General features: G+C 64.3%; 13 protein-coding genes. 2 read left to right on the forward strand and 11 right to left on the reverse strand.

Annotation, left to right across the window (positions count from 1 at the left end):
- Positions 1–2 precede the first annotated feature (2 nt).
- From E4T66_RS07320 to adh, 8 genes are all read right to left on the reverse strand, one after another.
- The gene (locus E4T66_RS07320; protein ID WP_136848261.1) at positions 3–3,116 is read right to left on the reverse strand and encodes an efflux RND transporter permease subunit; all 3,114 of its coding nucleotides are present in this window, start codon (positions 3,114–3,116) and stop codon (positions 3–5) included.
- A gap of 4 nt (positions 3,117–3,120) precedes the next feature.
- Complete coding sequence (locus tag E4T66_RS07325) at positions 3,121–4,089, reverse strand: efflux RND transporter periplasmic adaptor subunit (protein WP_169577532.1); 969 nt, start codon at positions 4,087–4,089, stop codon at positions 3,121–3,123.
- A gap of 10 nt (positions 4,090–4,099) precedes the next feature.
- Positions 4,100–5,407 carry a TolC family protein gene (locus tag E4T66_RS07330; protein ID WP_136848263.1) on the reverse strand — a complete coding sequence of 436 codons (1,308 nt, stop codon included), beginning with the start codon at positions 5,405–5,407 and terminating at the stop codon, positions 4,100–4,102.
- 134 nt (positions 5,408–5,541) lie between these two features.
- Complete coding sequence (locus E4T66_RS07335) at positions 5,542–5,952, reverse strand: hypothetical protein (protein WP_211242812.1); 411 nt, start codon at positions 5,950–5,952, stop codon at positions 5,542–5,544.
- A 71-nt stretch (positions 5,953–6,023) separates the two neighbouring features.
- Complete coding sequence (locus tag E4T66_RS07340; protein WP_136848265.1) at positions 6,024–6,830, reverse strand: ion transporter; 807 nt, start codon at positions 6,828–6,830, stop codon at positions 6,024–6,026.
- Positions 6,831–6,894: 64 nt separating this feature from the next.
- Positions 6,895–7,284, reverse strand: a complete 390-nt coding sequence (locus tag E4T66_RS07345; protein WP_136848266.1) for a DUF779 domain-containing protein — start codon at positions 7,282–7,284, stop codon at positions 6,895–6,897.
- Positions 7,285–7,360: 76 nt separating this feature from the next.
- On the reverse strand, positions 7,361–8,059 hold the full coding sequence (locus E4T66_RS07350) for a TorF family putative porin (RefSeq protein WP_136848267.1): 699 nt from the start codon (positions 8,057–8,059) through the stop codon (positions 7,361–7,363).
- Positions 8,060–8,256: 197 nt separating this feature from the next.
- Positions 8,257–9,777 (reverse strand): aldehyde dehydrogenase, encoded by a 1,521-nt coding sequence (gene adh, locus E4T66_RS07355; protein ID WP_136848268.1) that lies wholly within the window; start codon positions 9,775–9,777, stop codon positions 8,257–8,259.
- Between the two features lie 246 nt (positions 9,778–10,023).
- Here adh and E4T66_RS07360 point away from each other — a divergent pair, with 246 nt between their 5' ends.
- Positions 10,024–11,886: a sigma-54-dependent Fis family transcriptional regulator gene (locus E4T66_RS07360; protein WP_136848269.1), complete on the forward strand. Its 1,863-nt coding sequence runs from the start codon at positions 10,024–10,026 to the stop codon at positions 11,884–11,886.
- 3 nt (positions 11,887–11,889) lie between these two features.
- Here E4T66_RS07360 and E4T66_RS07365 read toward each other — a convergent pair whose 3' ends face one another.
- The 3 genes from E4T66_RS07365 to E4T66_RS07375 form a co-directional block, all read right to left on the reverse strand.
- Complete coding sequence (locus tag E4T66_RS07365; RefSeq protein WP_136848270.1) at positions 11,890–13,263, reverse strand: WS/DGAT/MGAT family O-acyltransferase; 1,374 nt, start codon at positions 13,261–13,263, stop codon at positions 11,890–11,892.
- Positions 13,264–13,366: 103 nt separating this feature from the next.
- On the reverse strand, positions 13,367–13,714 hold the full coding sequence (locus E4T66_RS07370) for a hypothetical protein (RefSeq protein WP_136848271.1): 348 nt from the start codon (positions 13,712–13,714) through the stop codon (positions 13,367–13,369).
- 72 nt (positions 13,715–13,786) lie between these two features.
- Positions 13,787–15,307 (reverse strand): protein adenylyltransferase SelO, encoded by a 1,521-nt coding sequence (locus tag E4T66_RS07375; RefSeq protein ID WP_248679507.1) that lies wholly within the window; start codon positions 15,305–15,307, stop codon positions 13,787–13,789.
- Positions 15,308–15,336: 29 nt separating this feature from the next.
- Here E4T66_RS07375 and E4T66_RS07380 point away from each other — a divergent pair, with 29 nt between their 5' ends.
- The gene (locus E4T66_RS07380) at positions 15,337–16,623 is read left to right on the forward strand and encodes a C69 family dipeptidase (protein ID WP_136848272.1); all 1,287 of its coding nucleotides are present in this window, start codon (positions 15,337–15,339) and stop codon (positions 16,621–16,623) included.

A 16,623-nucleotide genomic window follows, 5' to 3' on the forward strand; every position in this document is an offset into this window, starting at 1 on the left:
GCTCAGTCGCTGTCCTTGCGATGAACGGCGGCGAACAGGGTCGGCAGCACCAGCAGGCTCAACAAGGTGGCCGAAAGGATGCCGCCGATCACGACAGTAGCCAGCGGACGCTGGACTTCGGCACCGGTGCCGGTGTTCAGCGCCATTGGCAGAAAGCCCAGCGACGCGACCAGTCCGATCATCAGAATCGGTCGCAGTCGCGTCAGCGAACCTTCAGTCACTGCATCGATCAGCGCGCTGTTCTGGGACAGCAGTTCGCGGAACATCGACACCAGCACGACGCCGCTGAGGACTGCCACGCCGGATAGCGTGATGAAGCCGACGCCGGCGGAGATCGACAGCGGAATGTCGCGCAACCACAGCGCCAGGATGCCCCCGGTCAAGGCCAGCGGTACGCCTGAGAACACCAGCAAGGCATCCTTGACCGAGGCGAACGTCAGGTAAAGCAGGCCGAAGATCATCAGCAGCGCGATCGGCACCACGATGGTCAGGCGTTGCGCCGCCGAAGTCAGCTGTTCGAAGGTGCCGCCCCAGGTCATGTAGTAGGCCGGCGGCAAGACCACGGCGCTGGCGACGCGGGTCTGCGCCTCGCCGACGAAGCCGCCGAGGTCGCGACCACGCACATTGGCCGTCACCACGATGCGGCGCTTGCCGTTCTCGCGCGAAATCTGGTTCGGCCCCAGGGTGCGTTCGACCCGCGCGACTTCGGACAGCGGTATGTAGCCGCCGCTGCCGTTCAGCAACAACGGCAGACGTGCCAGTGCGGACGGATCAGTGCGTTGCGATTCGGGCAGGCGCACGACGACGTCGTAGCGCGCGTCGCCTTCGAAGATCTGCCCGGCTGGCTGGCCGCCAATGGCAACCGCCACCAGATCCTGAACCTCGGCAACGTTGACTCCATAGCGCGCCAGACGTTCGCGATCAGGCTCGACCGCGAGCATCGGCAGGCCGCTGGCCTGTTCGACCTTGACATCGGCAGCCCCGGGGACTGCAGTGATTTCAGCAGCGACGCGTCGCGCAACACGTTCCAGCGTGTCCAGATCATCGCCGAAGATCTTGATCGCCAGATCGGCGCGGACGCCCGAGATCAGCTCGTTGAAACGCATCTGGATCGGTTGGGTGAAACCGTAGGACGCGCCCGGCACCGCATCGACCGTGGCGGCCAGTTCCTCGATCAGCTGGGCTTTCGGCTTGGCCGGATCCGGCCATTCATGACGCGGCTTGATCATCACGAAGGTATCGGTCTCACCGGGAGACATCGGGTCAGTTGCCGCCTCGTTGGTGCCGGTGCGCGCGAACACTCTGGCGACTTCAGGCACGTTCATCAGCGCAGCGTTGACCCGGACCTGTTCGGTCACGGCCTGCTCAATGCCCACGCCCGGCACGCGGGTGGGCTGGATGATCAGATCGCCTTCATCGAGGTTGGGGATGAACTCGGTGCCCAGTCGCGTGGCCATCACCCCGCAGATCAGCACCAGCACGACCGCGCCGGTCAGGATCGGGGTCGGCCGGCGCAGCGACCAGGCCAGCGCCGGCGCGTAGATGCGCTTGGCGGAATGGACGATCAGGTTTTCCTTTTCAGAAATCGGACCGCGCAGCAGGATCGCGATCAGCGCGGGCACCATCGTCACCGACAGGAACAGCGCGGCAAGCAGTGCCATCACCACGGTCAGCGCCATCGGATGGAACATCTTTCCTTCGACACCGGTCAGCGCGAAGATCGGCAGGTTGACCAGCACGACCACCAGCACGCTCACCAAGCTGGGTCTGAACACTTCAGCTGTTGCCTCGTGCACGATCGACAGCCGATGGGCCAGCGACAACGGGCTGCTGACGCGATGCTGCTCGGCGCCCAGACGCAGGATGCAGTTCTCGACGATGATCACCGAACCGTCGACGATCAGGCCGAAGTCGAGCGCGCCCAGACTCATCAGATTACCGCTGACATTGGCGCCAACCATGCCGGTGAAAGTCATCAGCAACGACACCGGAATCACCAGCGCGGTCAGCAGCGCTGCGCGCAGATTGCCCAGCATCAGGAACAGCACGACAACGACCAAGACCGCGCCTTCGATCAGGTTCTTCTGAACCGTGCCGACAGTCTTTTCGACCAAATCGGTACGGTTGTAAACCGTCAGCGCGCGTACGCCCTCGGGCAACTGCTGGCGAATCTCGTCGAGCTTCTCCGCAACACGGCGCGAGACAATGCGGCTGTTTTCTCCGATCAGCATGAATGCGGTCGACAGCACCGTTTCCTCGGTGCCCAGCTGGGCGGCGCCGGTGCGCAGGGGGCCGCCAATTTTTACCTCGCCAACGTCGGCGATGCGCACCGGGGTGCCGTCAACGGTTGCGATGACGACGTTGCGAATGTCGTCAATGCTGCGCAGTTCTCCGGTCGTGCGCACCAGCAGTTGTTCGCCATTGCGCTCGATGTAGCCGGCGCCGCGGCTGGCGTTGTTTTCCTCCAGCGCCATCACCACGTCGTCGAGCTTGAGCCGGTGCGCCAGCAGCATCGTCGGGTCGGGCAGTACGTGATACTGCTTGACCACGCCGCCGATCGAGTCGACTTCAGTAACGCCGGCGGTCTGACGCAACTGCGGACGGATGATCCAGTCCTGGATACTGCGCAATGCGGTTGCGTCATAGGGACTGCCGTCGGCCTGGCGCGCATCGGCGTCAGCCGTCAGTGCGTACATGAAAATCTCGCCGAGTCCGGTCGCCACCGGGCCCAGAGTCGGTTCGATTCCGCCCGGCAGGCTGCCGCGCACTTCCTGCAGGCGCTGGTTGACCTGCTGTCGCGCAAAGTAAAGATCGGTACCGTCGGCGAAGACTGCCGTGACCTGCGACAGGCCGTACTTTGAAATCGAGCGGGTCTGACTGAGCCCAGGCAGGCCGCCCAGCGCGGTCTCGATCGGGAAAGTCACACGGCGTTCGGTTTCGAGCGGCGAATATCCGGGTGCACGTGTGGCAATCATCACCTGGACGTTGGTGATGTCGGGTACCGCGTCTACCGGCAGACGCTGATAGGCCAGTACGCCGATGATGCACAGGCCAAGCGTCATCGCCATCATCAGCCAGCGACGGGTGACGGCGAGGTGGAGGAGTCGTGTGATCATCGGCTCATTCCTCTTCGCGCGTCAGCAGCTCGGACTTGAGCATGAAGGTGTTGCCGCGAGCGACACGGGTTCCGGCCACGATTCCCTCGAGAATCTCGACATTCGCCGAGTCCGCGGCACCGAGACGGACTTGCTGTGGCGTCAATCCGTCCGGCGTTTCGACAAAGACGCTGGGTTTGCCGTCGATCGACTGGACTGCGTCGGCGGGGACCGCCAATGCCGCGCTGTGTTGCCGGATCTCGATCCGAGCCTTCACGAACTGACCCGGCAGCCAGTGGCGATCGACGTTGTCCAGTGGTGCACGCACGCTGACGCCGCGGTTGCTGCTGTCGGCTTCGGCGCCGACGTACGTCAGTTTCGACCGGATTGGCGCATCCGCTGCGCTGCTTTGCATGACCTCAACGGCCTGACCGAGCGCAACCTGGCCTGCTTGGCTGGCGAATACGGTCAACGCGGCGTTGACCTGGCTCAGATCGGCCACCACGGCCAGCACCGCATCGCTGACTGATTCTCCGGTGCCGGCGTGGAGCTCCAGCACGATGCCGTCGATGGGGGACGTCAGCCGGTAGGTTCGCAGGCTGTCACTGGACTCGATCGTCAGCAGCGCGTCCCCGGCTTTGACGGCGTCTCCCTGTCGCACGTCCACGCTGCGCACGATGCCCGGGTAACGCGCGGACAGCTGGCGCTTGCGGTTGCGTGGAAGGGTGATCTCGCCGTAGACCTCAAGCGTCTCGGAGAGGGTTGCGGGCCCCGCAGTGGCTATCGTGATGCGGTTGCCGGCGTAATCGGCCGGAGCGATGCGGATCACTTCCGCTGCCGTTGGCGCGGTTGCCGTGGTGTCGACTGATGGCGCCTCCGTCGGCTTTGCGGAACAGGCGCTCAAGCTCAGTGCCAGCAGTGCCAGCGGCAGCGCAGTCGAAATCCGATTCATCAGGCGCGGGGTGGTGAATGCTGTGGCGATGGATGGGTTCATGTTCGGCGTCCTAGGGTGCGGGCGACGCGGCGGTCGCATCGTCGGGGGGCGCAAGCGCGGTCATGCGCTCGATCGCAGCCAGAAAGCGGTGATAGTCGGCGGCATTGGTGACACGCTCGCGTTCAAGTTCCAGCGCGGTCGTGCGGGCGTCGAGAACATCGAGTTGCGAGTAGCGGCCTTCGTTGTATCCACGCAGAGTCGCCTTCAGCGCTGCGTCAGCGCGCGGGATCAGGGTCTGGCCCAGGGTTTCGACCAGGGTGCGCGCGTGCCGGAGTTCCTGTGTCAGGTCGTACAGGGCCGCCTTGGCATGGATCAACGCGCCACGCTGCTGCACCTCCACAAGGTCACGCTGCGCGGCGGCGGCGGCGATGCGTCCCTGGTTGCGGTCGGACCATGGCAGCGGAAACAGCAGCGTGGCGACGAGGCCCACATCGTTGCTGCGCTCAAAGCGCCGCACTCCGGTACTGAGGACCGGGTTGCCGCTGGCCTGCGCGCGTGCCAGCGCCAGCTCTGACTCGCGCAGGCGGCGTTCGATGTCGTAGCGTGCGTAGTCCGGGCTGCTACTCAACTGCGCGAGCAGTTGTTCTGGCTCCGGCAGCGATGGAAGTTCCAGCAGATTGGCTTCGGCCTGACTGAACTCCGCGCTATCTGCGCCCCACTGTGCGGCAAGCCAGCGCCGCTGGGTCAGCAGCAGATGTTCGTAGTGCTCGACTTCCAGCAAGGCACGCTCACGCCCGATTGCAGCGCGTTGACGTTCGAGGTCGCTGGCGGCACCGGCGCGCACGCGGCGGTCGGCCATGGCGTAGACCGATTCGGCGATGTCTGCGCTGTGCTGGGCCAGTTGCAGTTGCTGCTGCGATTCAACCACGTCGATGAAGCGGCGCGCCGTATCGGCGGCCACATCCAGGCGTGCCAGCGTGTAGTCAGTGTCGATGCGAACGATGCCGTCGCGCGCTACGGCAACCCGTGCGCGACGTTTTTCGCTGCCTTCCAGCGCAAGCGCAAGACGCAGCGTAGCTTCCATGGAATCTGCGGCTTTGTAGTCACCGGAGCCGGCGAAATTCTCGACATCAATGCCAATCTCGGGGTTGGGCTTCAGGCCTGCCTGCAGCGTCAGCGCTTCGGCCGCACTCCGTTGCGGTGCAAAGGCGTCAAGTGCGGGGTTGCTGTTCAGCGCGGCTTGCAGAGCTGCGCGCATCGTCAAGGCAGCGCCAGGCTGGGGCGTCGTGGCGGCCTGGGCGAAGCCGGCTGCTGTCGCGGCAACCAGCATGACCAACAGAGACAGAGCGACCTTGCGAGGTCGTGATCTCGGATACATGGGAATCCCTCATCTGGGCCACCCGCGCGAATGGCAGCGCGGCGGCACACGGACATCAGACGCGCGAATCGACCGGGTTGTGTCGGCTCAGCGTCAGCAAGCGTTCCGCGATTTGCGGAACCGGGAGGGAACCATCAGAGTGGCGGCGCGCGCAGCGGTGGACGCAGAACGCTGCGGTGTAGACGCCGGACGTGGGTCTGCCGCGGTTGCAGTCCGGCAAATCGCACATAGAACTGCGGTATTGCCAGGTCCGTCGCCGTTTCTGTCAGAAAGGCGATGGGTTTGCGTGGTGTGTCGCGGGGTGTGCGCAGATCGGGCTTTCCAGCCTCATCGCCGACGACTGCAGTGTCCACATCCTGATCGTTGGCCAGATGCGGTACGGACGCATTCGCCAGATAGACCAGGGGTACCGGATGGTCGGCGCTGAGCGGATCGGCCAGATGGGTGTGCCAGTGCAGGTCGACCGTACGGGTGAGCACCAGCATGCCGGCGATCATCGCCAGCAACAGACTGCTCCATCGTATGCGCCTTACCTTTTTATTCATTAGATTCCCAATGATGCATCCTTTGATGTCAACAAAAGATAAAAAGGATCTCAGCAGATTTCGTGCCGACCTTAACCGGAAGCCGATGTCTCGGAATCTGCCGCCTGACGTTGCTGGCGCGCGAGCTGGTCGATTTCCTTCTGATGCTCGGCGACCGCCGCACGGAGTTGCTGCAGGTTCTCGCGCAGCATGTCCGCCACCAGCTCGTCGGTGCGCGGGTCCTTGAGCACCTCTTCGATCACGCGCATTGCGGCATCGATGACCGACTGCACGATGTCGTCGTAGAACGGCAGCCGCGCCAATCGCCCGGTCTGGCGGTCCTGTTTCAATTTTTCGACGATGGTCGAGCGCAGCTGCACCTGGTTGTCGGCCAGCGCGCGCGAGATGTTTTCGGTGTAGCGCCCCTTGGCCAGTACGCCTTCGACCTGGTCCAGCACTGCAATGGTGACGGCACCGCTGATTGCCTTGACGATGGTGTCGCGGAATTTGTTGACCAGCAGATAGGTAAAGTCCTCGCCGAAGGCGCGGTCAGCGGCCAAGCCGAAGCGCGACAGCAGGACCACGATGCGCAGGATGCGGAACAGGCGGAAGCCGCGGATCGCAGGATGCGACACCGGGATCATGCCGAGGATCTCGTACCAGTTGCGGATCAGGAAGCTGCGCTGCCAGCCGGCGGCGCGCCAGCGCCAGGTGAACTCAGCGGCGAAGATGGCGCAGATGATGTAGTCGGCAATGATGATGTCGCGCCGTTCGATCGCGGTGACCGGGCCCCAGGTCTCATAGGCCAGCAGTCCGATCGAGACGAATGCCAGCACCAGCATGATCCAGTCGATCGTGCGGATGCGCTCCAGGGCGAGGAAAAAGCGTCGGATGTCCATGACGCCCAAGCTTAGCCGGGCCGGACGGGATGCGCGCGGCGTCGCTGTTGCAGTCGAAGCGGAATCAGACCGCGGTGTTGCCGCTGCGCACCGGTGGCAGTGCAGCGAATTCAGCCTCCGTGAACAGACGCGATCGGGTCAGGAAGCGCTTTCCGGTGCCGTTCTCCAGCGAAAACATGCCGCCGCGTCCGTCCACGACATCGATGATCAGCTGCGTGTGTTTCCAGTACTCGAACTGGGACGGGCTGATGAAGAAGCGGGCCCCGGCGATTTCGCCGAGCAGGATGTCCTGGTCACCCACAATGAAGTCGGCGACCGGATAACACATCGGCGACGAGCCGTCGCAGCAGCCGCCGGACTGGTGGAACAGCACTTCGCCGTGGCGGTCGCGCAGATGTGCAATCAGCTGATCGGCCATGGGTGTGGAGAGGACACGTGATGGGAAGGCGTTCATCGGAAACTCCTCGGACCTGGTGTGAAACCTCCGGCCTCGCGCGGAGCCGCAAGGCCGGAGTCGGGTCAGCTGGCGATCAGAGGCTGACGTTCAACGCTGCAACGATCCGGTCTTCGAAGTTCTTGCCGAATTCGTGTGCATCGGTGTCGTAATAGCGCAGGTCCAGCATCACATGTTCGACTGCGGCGTAGCTGATGCCAAAGTTCCAGGTAGCGAAGTCTGTGCCGGCGCTGATGCTCTGCTGGCCGTAGGCGCCACCGAGGGACCATTTCGGATTGATCGCATACTTGGCATTGAGTTCGGCGTAGGTGCCGCTGTCGTCGCTGCCGAAATAGTCGGTGGTGTACAGCACTGCAGCGCCGAGCGAGACGGCATTGAAGCTGCGGCCCGCAGCGAGCTTGTACTCGATCGTGTCGATGTCCACGCCATCGGGCTGATTGCGATAGCCGTAGCGGACCACGCCGATATCCAGCTGCCATGCCCCGAGCGCCGGACGCCAGCCGCCGTAGATGTCGTACTCCAGATCGATGTCATTGCCGAAGTCCACGTTCTCGGCGCCGGCGCCGGCGTAGAACGCACCACTGCTCAGATTGACCGAGGCGAATACGAAGGGATCACCGTTGGTCTGGCTGACACCGCGAAAAACGTAATCGGTTGCCGCCCCGACGGTGTAGGACAGGCTGGTTTCTGCCAGCGCTGCGGGCGCTGTTCCGAGCAGTGCAGTCAGCAGCAGGCTGCGGCTCAGCGCGAGTGATGTGCGGTGTGTCTTGTTCATACTGGATCCCCTGTTGTGGTGCAGCGAATGCGGCGCCGTTGGCGACGGCCGCGACCAAGCCCGCCCGCTGTCGCGGACGCGGCGTTGTAGGTTGAAAGGGCCCTTCGCCCTGCCTCCAGGCGTGGGCCGAACCTCCAAGAAGAGGCGGCGTCAGCGCATTGCGCTGAGCGCCGCCAGCGGGAGGAGACTCTTGGGTGCTAGAAGAAGCCGAGCTTGGTCGGGCTGTAGCTGACCAGCATGTTCTTGGTCTGCTGATAGTGGTCAAGCATCATGCGGTGAGTCTCGCGGCCGATACCGGACTGCTTGTAGCCACCGAAGGCGGCGTGGGCCGGGTAGGCGTGATAGCAGTTGGTCCATACGCGGCCGGCCTGGATCGCGCGGCCAAAGCGGTAGCAGGTGTTGGCGTCGCGGCTCCAGACGCCGGCGCCCAGTCCATAGAGCGTGTCGTTTGCAATCTGCAGCGCCTCGTCCTCATCCTTGAACGTGGTGACCGATACCACTGGTCCGAAGATTTCTTCCTGGAAGATGCGCATCTTGTTGTGGCCGCGGAACACCGTTGGCTTGACGTAGTAGCCACCGGCGAGGTCGCCTCCCAGTGCATTGCGTTCGCCGCCGGTAAGTACTTGCGCACCTTCCTGCTTGCCGATGTCGATGTACGACAGGATCTTTTCCATCTGCTCGCTGGACGCCTGTGCGCCGATCATCGTCGCCGGATCCAGCGGACTGCCCTGGACGATCGCCTCGACACGCTTGAGCGCGCGTTCCATGAACGTGTCGTAGATCGACTCGTGGATCAGTGCGCGGCTGGGGCAGGTGCAGACCTCGCCCTGGTTCAGCGCGAACATCACGAAACCTTCGATGGCCTTGTCGAAGAAGTCGTCGTCCTCGGCGCAGACATCCTTGAAGAAGATGTTCGGCGACTTGCCGCCCAGCTCCAGCGTCACCGGAATCAGGTTCTGGCTGGCGTACTGCATGATCAGGCGGCCGGTCGTGGTCTCGCCGGTGAACGCAATCTTGGCGATGCGGTTGCTGGACGCCAGCGGCTTTCCGGCTTCGAGGCCGAAGCCGTTGACGATGTTCAGCGTGCCCGGCGGCAGCAGGTCACCGACCAGCTCGGCCAGCACCAGCAGGCTGGCCGGCGTCTGTTCGGCCGGCTTGATCACCACGCAATTGCCGGCGGCCAGCGCCGGCGCCAGCTTCCATGCCGCCATCAGGATCGGGAAGTTCCACGGAATGATCTGGCCCACGACGCCCAGCGGTTCATGGAACTGGTAGGCAACCGTATCGTGGTCGATCTGGCCGATTGAGCCTTCCTGTGCGCGGATGCAGCCGGCGAAGTAGCGGAAGTGATCGATCGCCAGAGGAATGTCAGCCGCGGTGGTTTCGCGGATCGGCTTGCCGTTGTCCCAGGTTTCGGCCAGCGCCAGCGTCGCCAGGTTGGCCTCCATGCGGTCGGCGATGCGGTTCAGGATGTTGGCGCGTTCGGCGACGCTGGTACGGCCCCAGCTGTCCTTGGCGGCGTGCGCGGCGTCCAGGGCGAGCTCGATGTCGTCCTTGTCGGACCGTGCAATCTGACAAACGACTTTGCCATTGATCGGCGAGACATTGTCGAAGTACTGGCCGTTGACCGGGTCGACCCATTTGCCGCCGATGTAGTTTCCATAGCGGCTGGCGAATGGAGACTGCGTCGACAGTGTGACGGTTTCGGGTTTGTTCATTGAGGACTCCTCCTGATTTGAGGCCGTTGTTCGGCCGGGTATGCATGGAGTCCTGGGCGCAGCGCCCGTGCCAACTTTTCCGCAGTTGTTCCGGAAAGTTTCAGGATACTGATTTGTAAGGAATTAGTTGAATGTTGGAGGCGTCCTCCGAAGGTCGTGCTTGCCAGTCGGGCCGCGAGTTGTACAGTGGGGAAACAGTGCGTGGGACAAGTGTCGCAATTTGCGACAGTCCCGGAGGACGACACGATGCCTATAGAAAACGATCATCGCAGTGTGCTGGCGGCGCGCCGCCGCTTCTTCGAGGACGGCCGCGCGCCGCGGGGGCTGGTGCCCGATGCGATTCTGCGTTCGTGGATCCGCTGTGCCGGACTGGGGCTGGAAGCGGCGCAGGGGCCGCAGGTCGAGATGCTGAATGCGCGCGAGCTGCGCGAAGCCAGCGAACGCCACGAACGCCTGCGCCGGCTCTGCCGGCCGGAACTGGAACTGCTGCATGCCGATGCGCGCGATACCGGCAGCGTCGTGATCCTGACCGACGCCAACGGTCTGGTGCTCGATACCGTCGGCGATACCGAGTTTGCCGGTCGCGCCGCACAGGTCGCGCTGCGTCCGGGGGTGGCCTGGGGCGAGGCCATGACCGGCACCAATGCGATCGGCACGGCGCTGGTCGAGCGGCGGCCGATCGAAGTGCGCGGCGCGGAGCACTACTTTGTGCCGCACCGGATTCTGAGCTGTTACGCGGCACCGATTCTCGATCCGCGGGGGCAGGTGGCCGGCGCGCTGGACCTGTCCGGGCATGCCGCGATCGCGCATATGCATGCGCTGGGCATGGTGCGCCTGGCGGTGGATCAGATCGAGCGACGTCTGTTCGACGGCGCGTTCCGGGACTGCGACGTCGTGCGCGTGCATCGCGATCCGGCACTGCTCGGCACGGCGCGTGAAGGCATTCTGGTCTTCGACGACTATCGCCTGATCGCCGCGAACCGCCATGGCCTGGCGTTGTTCGGGCTGGATTGGGAGGATCTGGGCAAGACTCGCTACACCGAGTTGTTCTCGACCACGATGAGCGCACTGCGTGATGGCGCCGATCTGCGTGGGCTGCGCGGTCAGCCGATGCATGGGCACATCGACGTCGAGCGCTCATCGCGGCCGCGTGCGGTGATGCCGGCAACCCCAGCGGCGACGCCGGACGCGCTGCCGGTGCTGCTGGATGCCGGGCAGAAGCGTCGGTTGCAGCGTGCGGCGCGCATGCTCGATGCGAATCTGCCGGTGCTGCTGCAGGGCGAGACGGGAGCCGGCAAGGAGGTGTTTGCACGGCGTCTGCACGCCGCCAGTGCGCGTTCCGGCGGCCCCTTCGTTGCCGTCAACTGCGCGGCGCTGCCGGAAGGTTTGATCGAGGCTGAACTGTTCGGCTACGAAGACGGCGCGTTTACCGGAGCGCGCAAGCACGGTGCCGCGGGACTGCTGCGGCAAGCCGACGGCGGCGTACTGTTCCTCGACGAAATCGGCGACATGCCGCTGTCGTTGCAGTCACGCTTGCTGCGCGTATTGCAGGAACGCGAGGTCACGCCGCTGGGTGGCGGCAAGCCGGTGGCCGTGAACTTTGCTCTGGTCTGTGCAACGCATCAGGCCCTGGACGCCGCGGTGGCGGAAGGGCGGTTTCGTGCCGATCTCTACTACCGCATCGCGCAGTACAGCGTACTGCTGCCGCCGCTGCGCGATCACGTCGATCTGCACGCGCTGATTGCCGAGCTGTGGAGCACGCTGGGCGCAGCGCAGGCTTTGCCGGTCGACGTGCTGTCGCGGCTGGCGGCGCATGTCTGGCCGGGCAACTATCGTGAGCTGCTGGCTGTGCTGCGCACTCTGCGCGTGCTGGCGGAGGATGGCGTCGAGCTGAACATCGACGATCTGCCGCCGCAGTTTCGGACACAGCGTACGCCGCGTGTTGTGGTGGGCGCTGGTGACGCCGCGATGGATCTGCAGCAGCTGACCGATGCCGCGATGCAGGATGCCTTGGAGTCCTGCAAGGGCAATGTGTCGGCGGCAGCGCGGCGCCTTGGCGTCAGCCGCAGCACGCTGTATCGCCGCGTACTGGCGAGCGCTGCAGACTGACGGCTACAGCAACGCGTCCTCCAGCTCGTCGAGGCTGGTGGCAATGTAGTCGAGCATGCGCTGCACTCTCGGCACCGCCCGGCGGCAGGCGATCAGACCGAAATCCACGGCGTCGCCGCGGCTGATGATGGTGATATTCAGCGCCATCGTGTCGACCACCAGCGATGCCGGATACATGCCGTCCAGGCGGCAGCCTTGCCAGTACATCGGCTCGCGCGGTCCGGGAACATGCGAAATCACCAGATTGGCGATGAAATGCTTGGGGTCCAAGCGTGACAACCACATCAGGGCGCCAGGCAGCAGTTGGGCGACGCTGAATGCCTGCAGCTGGGCCGGCGACATTTCGCGAAAGCGCGCCTTGTTGTAGTCCATGCAGCCCTTGATCAGTAGCAGGCGCTCCACCGGGTCGCTCAGGTGCGTCGCCAGATTGGCCAGCGCGAAGGCAATTTCGTTGCCGCTGTCGCCATCGTCGCGTCGTACCGAGACTGGCACAATGGAAACCAGGGGCTCGTCCGGCAGTGCGTCGAGGTCCGTCAGGTAGCGCCGCAGCGCTCCGGCGCATAGCGCGAGAATCACGTCGTTGAGCGTTCCGTGGACGGCATCGGCAACCGCGCGTATGCGGTCGGTCGGATACGACTGCGCGGCAAAGCGGCGTGACGCCGTGACCATTTGGTTGAGGATGCAGCGTGGGGCCTGCACGCTGGTTGCCAGATATGGGTTATGCGCGCGGTAGTCGTGCCAAGTGTGCTGCAACTGTTTGACGAAGGTCGGTGTTGCGCGCACGCCGTTGCGTGCAAGGCTCGCGATCAGCCCCACAGGTCCCAGCGCAGCCGGTGCCGGCACCGCCAGCGTGGTTCCGGACCGCCGTGACGGAATCTCCCATGGCGCAGCCATCCGCATCGAACTTTCGCGATCGTTCGACATCGACTTCATGAACAACCGCAACGCAGCGATGCCATCGACCACTGCGTGATGGATCTTGAAGTAGAGCGCAATGCGGCCGTCTTCGAGACCTTCGACCAGATACATGCGCCACAGCGGATAGGCGCGATCCAGATGCGCGCTGTGGACGCGCGATACCATTGCCAGCAATTCGCGGATGCGGCCGGGCTTGGGCAGCGCCAGATGCACAAAGTGCTGGCCCAGATCGAACTCGCGCTCGGAGTCCCAGAAGCGAAAGCCGAAGCGGGTGTTGGGATGGCGGTCGAAGGGCGGCACCACGCCGGTCGATTCGCGCAGATGCGCGGCGATCTGGGCGGCAAAATCCGGAGGAGCGCCTTCAGGGGGTTCAAACAGGACCAGACCGCCCACATGCAGGGGCATGTGCCGTTGTTCGACCAGCAGGAACGCAGCGTCAATCGGGGACAGTCGCAGCATCCGTCATCTCTCCTCAATCTTTCTTGTTTTGGCTCGGCGCCAAACTGCCCCAGATCACCCGGTGAGGTCGTTGACCTTCATCATGTCAATGGCTGCCCGACGGTCAGGGCAGCTTGTCGTTGAGGCGTGAGTCCACGGGGGCGGCAATCGGTGCGCGCTGATAGATCTCGGGTTTCTGCAGCATCTGGCTCGCGATGAACATCATCTTGATGTTGTCCAGCATCTGTTGCAGTTCTGTTGCCCGCTGTTCTTCGTCGGCGCACTCGCCGATGCACGGCAGGCGTTCCCGGTAGCGGCCGGCGTTCGAGTCCAGCGGCGACTGCTGGCCTTCAACGATGATGGGGTCGAGTTGCTGTGATGCTTCGGTGGTGTCGTCGGCGGCGTACGCCGGAAGCCCCGCCGCGAGCACCAGCAGGACCAGCGGGCGAATGCTTTGATGGAACAGGCGCATGAGGGTCTCCGGTCAAGAAATGCCTTGTCTGCCGAGCTTAGCGCATCGCAGCGTCTGAATTGCCGCCGGCCTTTAGGACGAGCAGCTGACGCTCAGGTGAGCTGCTTCGGGCGGGGGCTCCGCAGCATGGCTTTCGTACTGTGGATGTTCGTCATAAGGATTTCGCAGCAGCGTCAACAGGCGTTCGATTTCACTGGCATCGCCACGCTGCGCGGCTTCGATCGCGGCCTGGGCAAGATGATTGCGCAGGACAAATTTCGGGTTGACGGCGTTCATGCGCGCTCTGCGGGCGGCATCGTCGCCATCCTCCATTCGCAGACGCTGCCGATAGTCTTTCAGCCAGCCCTCCAGGGCAGCGCTGTCGTGCACGATGTCTGCCAGCTCGGTCGCACTTTCATCGTTGGCATTGACCGTCGCAAGCGCGCGGAAGCTGCGGGTGAAATCGCTGCGGCCGCGATGCAGAATCGAGACAAAGCGGTTGATCAGGGTCGGGTCGTCGCCGTGCGGTTCGCGGAGCCCCACTTTGCGGCGCCAGGCCGCGGTCATCGCCTCGGAATAGGCAGCCGGATAGCCGTCGACTAGCGCCTGGCCTATTTCCACCGCCTGATCGGGTGAGTCCGACAGCAGCGGCAGGCAGGCTTGAACCAGACGTGAGCAGTTCCAATGCCCCACGGTCGGCTGCTGGTCGTAGGCGTAGCGCCCGCCGGCATCGGTGTGATTGCAGATGTGTTTGGCGTTGAAGCCGTCGATGAAGCCGAACGGCCCGTAGTCCAGGGTCAGGCCGAGGATCGACATGTTGTCGGTATTCATCACGCCGTGGCAGAACCCCAGGGACTGCCATTGTGCGATCAACTGGGCGGTGCGCCGGATCACTTCGCGCAGCCAGCGTTCGTAACGGTCCGGCCGCCCGGAAAGCTCGGGAAAGTGGGCGTCGATGACGTGGTCGGCAAGCTCTCGCAACGCCTCGTGCTGATCGCGGTAGTAGAACACCTCAAAGTGACCAAAGCGGACATGGCTGGGGGCCACGCGGCAGATCACTGCCGCGGTTTCCAGTGTTTCACGCCGTACCGGATCATCGGCCGCGATCAGGCTCAACGCGCGTGTCGTCGGTACGCCCAGATGATGCAAGGCTTCGCCGCACAGATACTCGCGCACACTGGAGCGCAGCACCGCGCGACCATCACCGAAGCGCGAGAACGGGGTCTTGCCGGCACCCTTGAGCTGGAGGTCCCAGCACTGCCCATCGGGCGCACGCAGTTGGCCCAGCAGGATCGCGCGACCGTCGCCGAGCTGAGGCACCCAGCCGCCGAACTGGTGGCCGGCGTACAGCATCGCGCGCGGATCACCGCCCGGCAGCGGGCGGTTGCCCGCCAGGATTTCGGTGAATTCCGGGCGCTCTGCCTCTGCCGGATCGATGCCGAGCTGGGCCAGCAGCGAGCGGTTGAGGTGCAGCAGGCGCGGAGCGGTGACGGGGGCGGGCTCGACGCGTGCTGAGAACACATCGCCCAGCCGGGCATAGGCGTTGTCCAGGGGTAGCGCGTCGATGCGGTATCCGCGCATCGCGTTGTCGGCAGTGTCTGAGGGCAGGGGCATACGGGCACTCTAACAAGTAGACTTTCGGCATGTGTGATACCCAAGTGCTGGTCACCGACGAGGCGGTCTGGTTCGCAAAGAATTCGGACCGGGAGCCGTCCGAGCCGCAGCCAGTGCTGCGGTATTCGGCGGTGCACGATGACCGACAGAAGTTGGTGCGCGTTTCGCACATCGAGATCGAGCAGGTGCCAGACCGCCTGGCGACGATCCTGTCGCAGCCGGTGTGGTGCTGGGGCGCGGAAATGGGCGTCAATGAAGCCGGGGTGGCGATCGGCAACGAGGCAATATTTTCGAAGCGTGCCAGTCTGCACCCAGGTCTATTGGGCATGGATCTGGTGCGCCTTGGGCTGGAGCGTGCGGCCACGGCCGACGCCGCGATTGAAGTCATGACCACGCTGCTGGAACGCTACGGGCAGGGGGGGGCGGCCGGCTACAAGGACCAGAGCTTCTGCTACGACAGCAGCTTCATCGTGGCGGATGCCGCTGGGGCCTGGGTGCTGGAAACTGCCGGCCGCAGCTGGGTTGCTCGGCGGGTGCGCGGGCATGCGGCAATTTCCAATGCACTGAGTATCGGTGCCGATTACGAACGCTGCTCGGCGGATCTCTCGGCGGGCCGAGCGGATTTTGCCGCGCAATTCGATACGCGGCTGATGCCGTGGTTCGCCCGCTCGTCCAGCCGCCGCAGGCTGTCAATGCAGTGTCTGAGCGCGCAGGAGTCGCCCAGCATGGCGCGTTTTGCGCGACATCTGCGGACACATCGCCACGCGGACCGGACCCTCGAGCACGGGAGCAATGCCGATCTATGCATGCACTCGGCCGGGCTGGTGCGACGGCATCAGACGACGGGTTCGCTGATCGCGAAGCTCGGTGCCAAAGGCGCTCAGCAATGGCTGACCGGTACCTCGGCGCCGTGTCTGTCGATCTTCCGGCCGGTGACGTTCGACGGTGAATGGTCCGTACTGACGGACCCTGATCGCAGAATCGAGGCGCCACTGTGGCGACGGCATGAATGGTTGCATCGCTGGGCGCTGGGCGACCTCCGCTTGCGCGAGCGTCTGCAGGTTACGCGGGATGAGGTCGAGGCGCGGATGTTTGTGGCCAGTGCCGATGGTTCATCCGCCGGACTGCAGCAGGCGGATCGTCTGGCGGCCGCATGGCACAAGGTGTTGTGGGAATCGCTTTCGACGCTGCCGGCACCAAAGTTATCGCGGCATTGGCGCCGGATTGCGGCGCGCGATGGCATCGATCCGACGCGCGCGGCGGGGGCTGCTACTAAACTATTGGCTGAACCAACGATCAGGGAGCGCGGCGCGTGA

The sequence above is a fragment of the Sinimarinibacterium arenosum genome (assembly GCF_005047655.1).
Taxonomy (GTDB): Bacteria; Pseudomonadota; Gammaproteobacteria; order Nevskiales; family Nevskiaceae; genus Solimonas.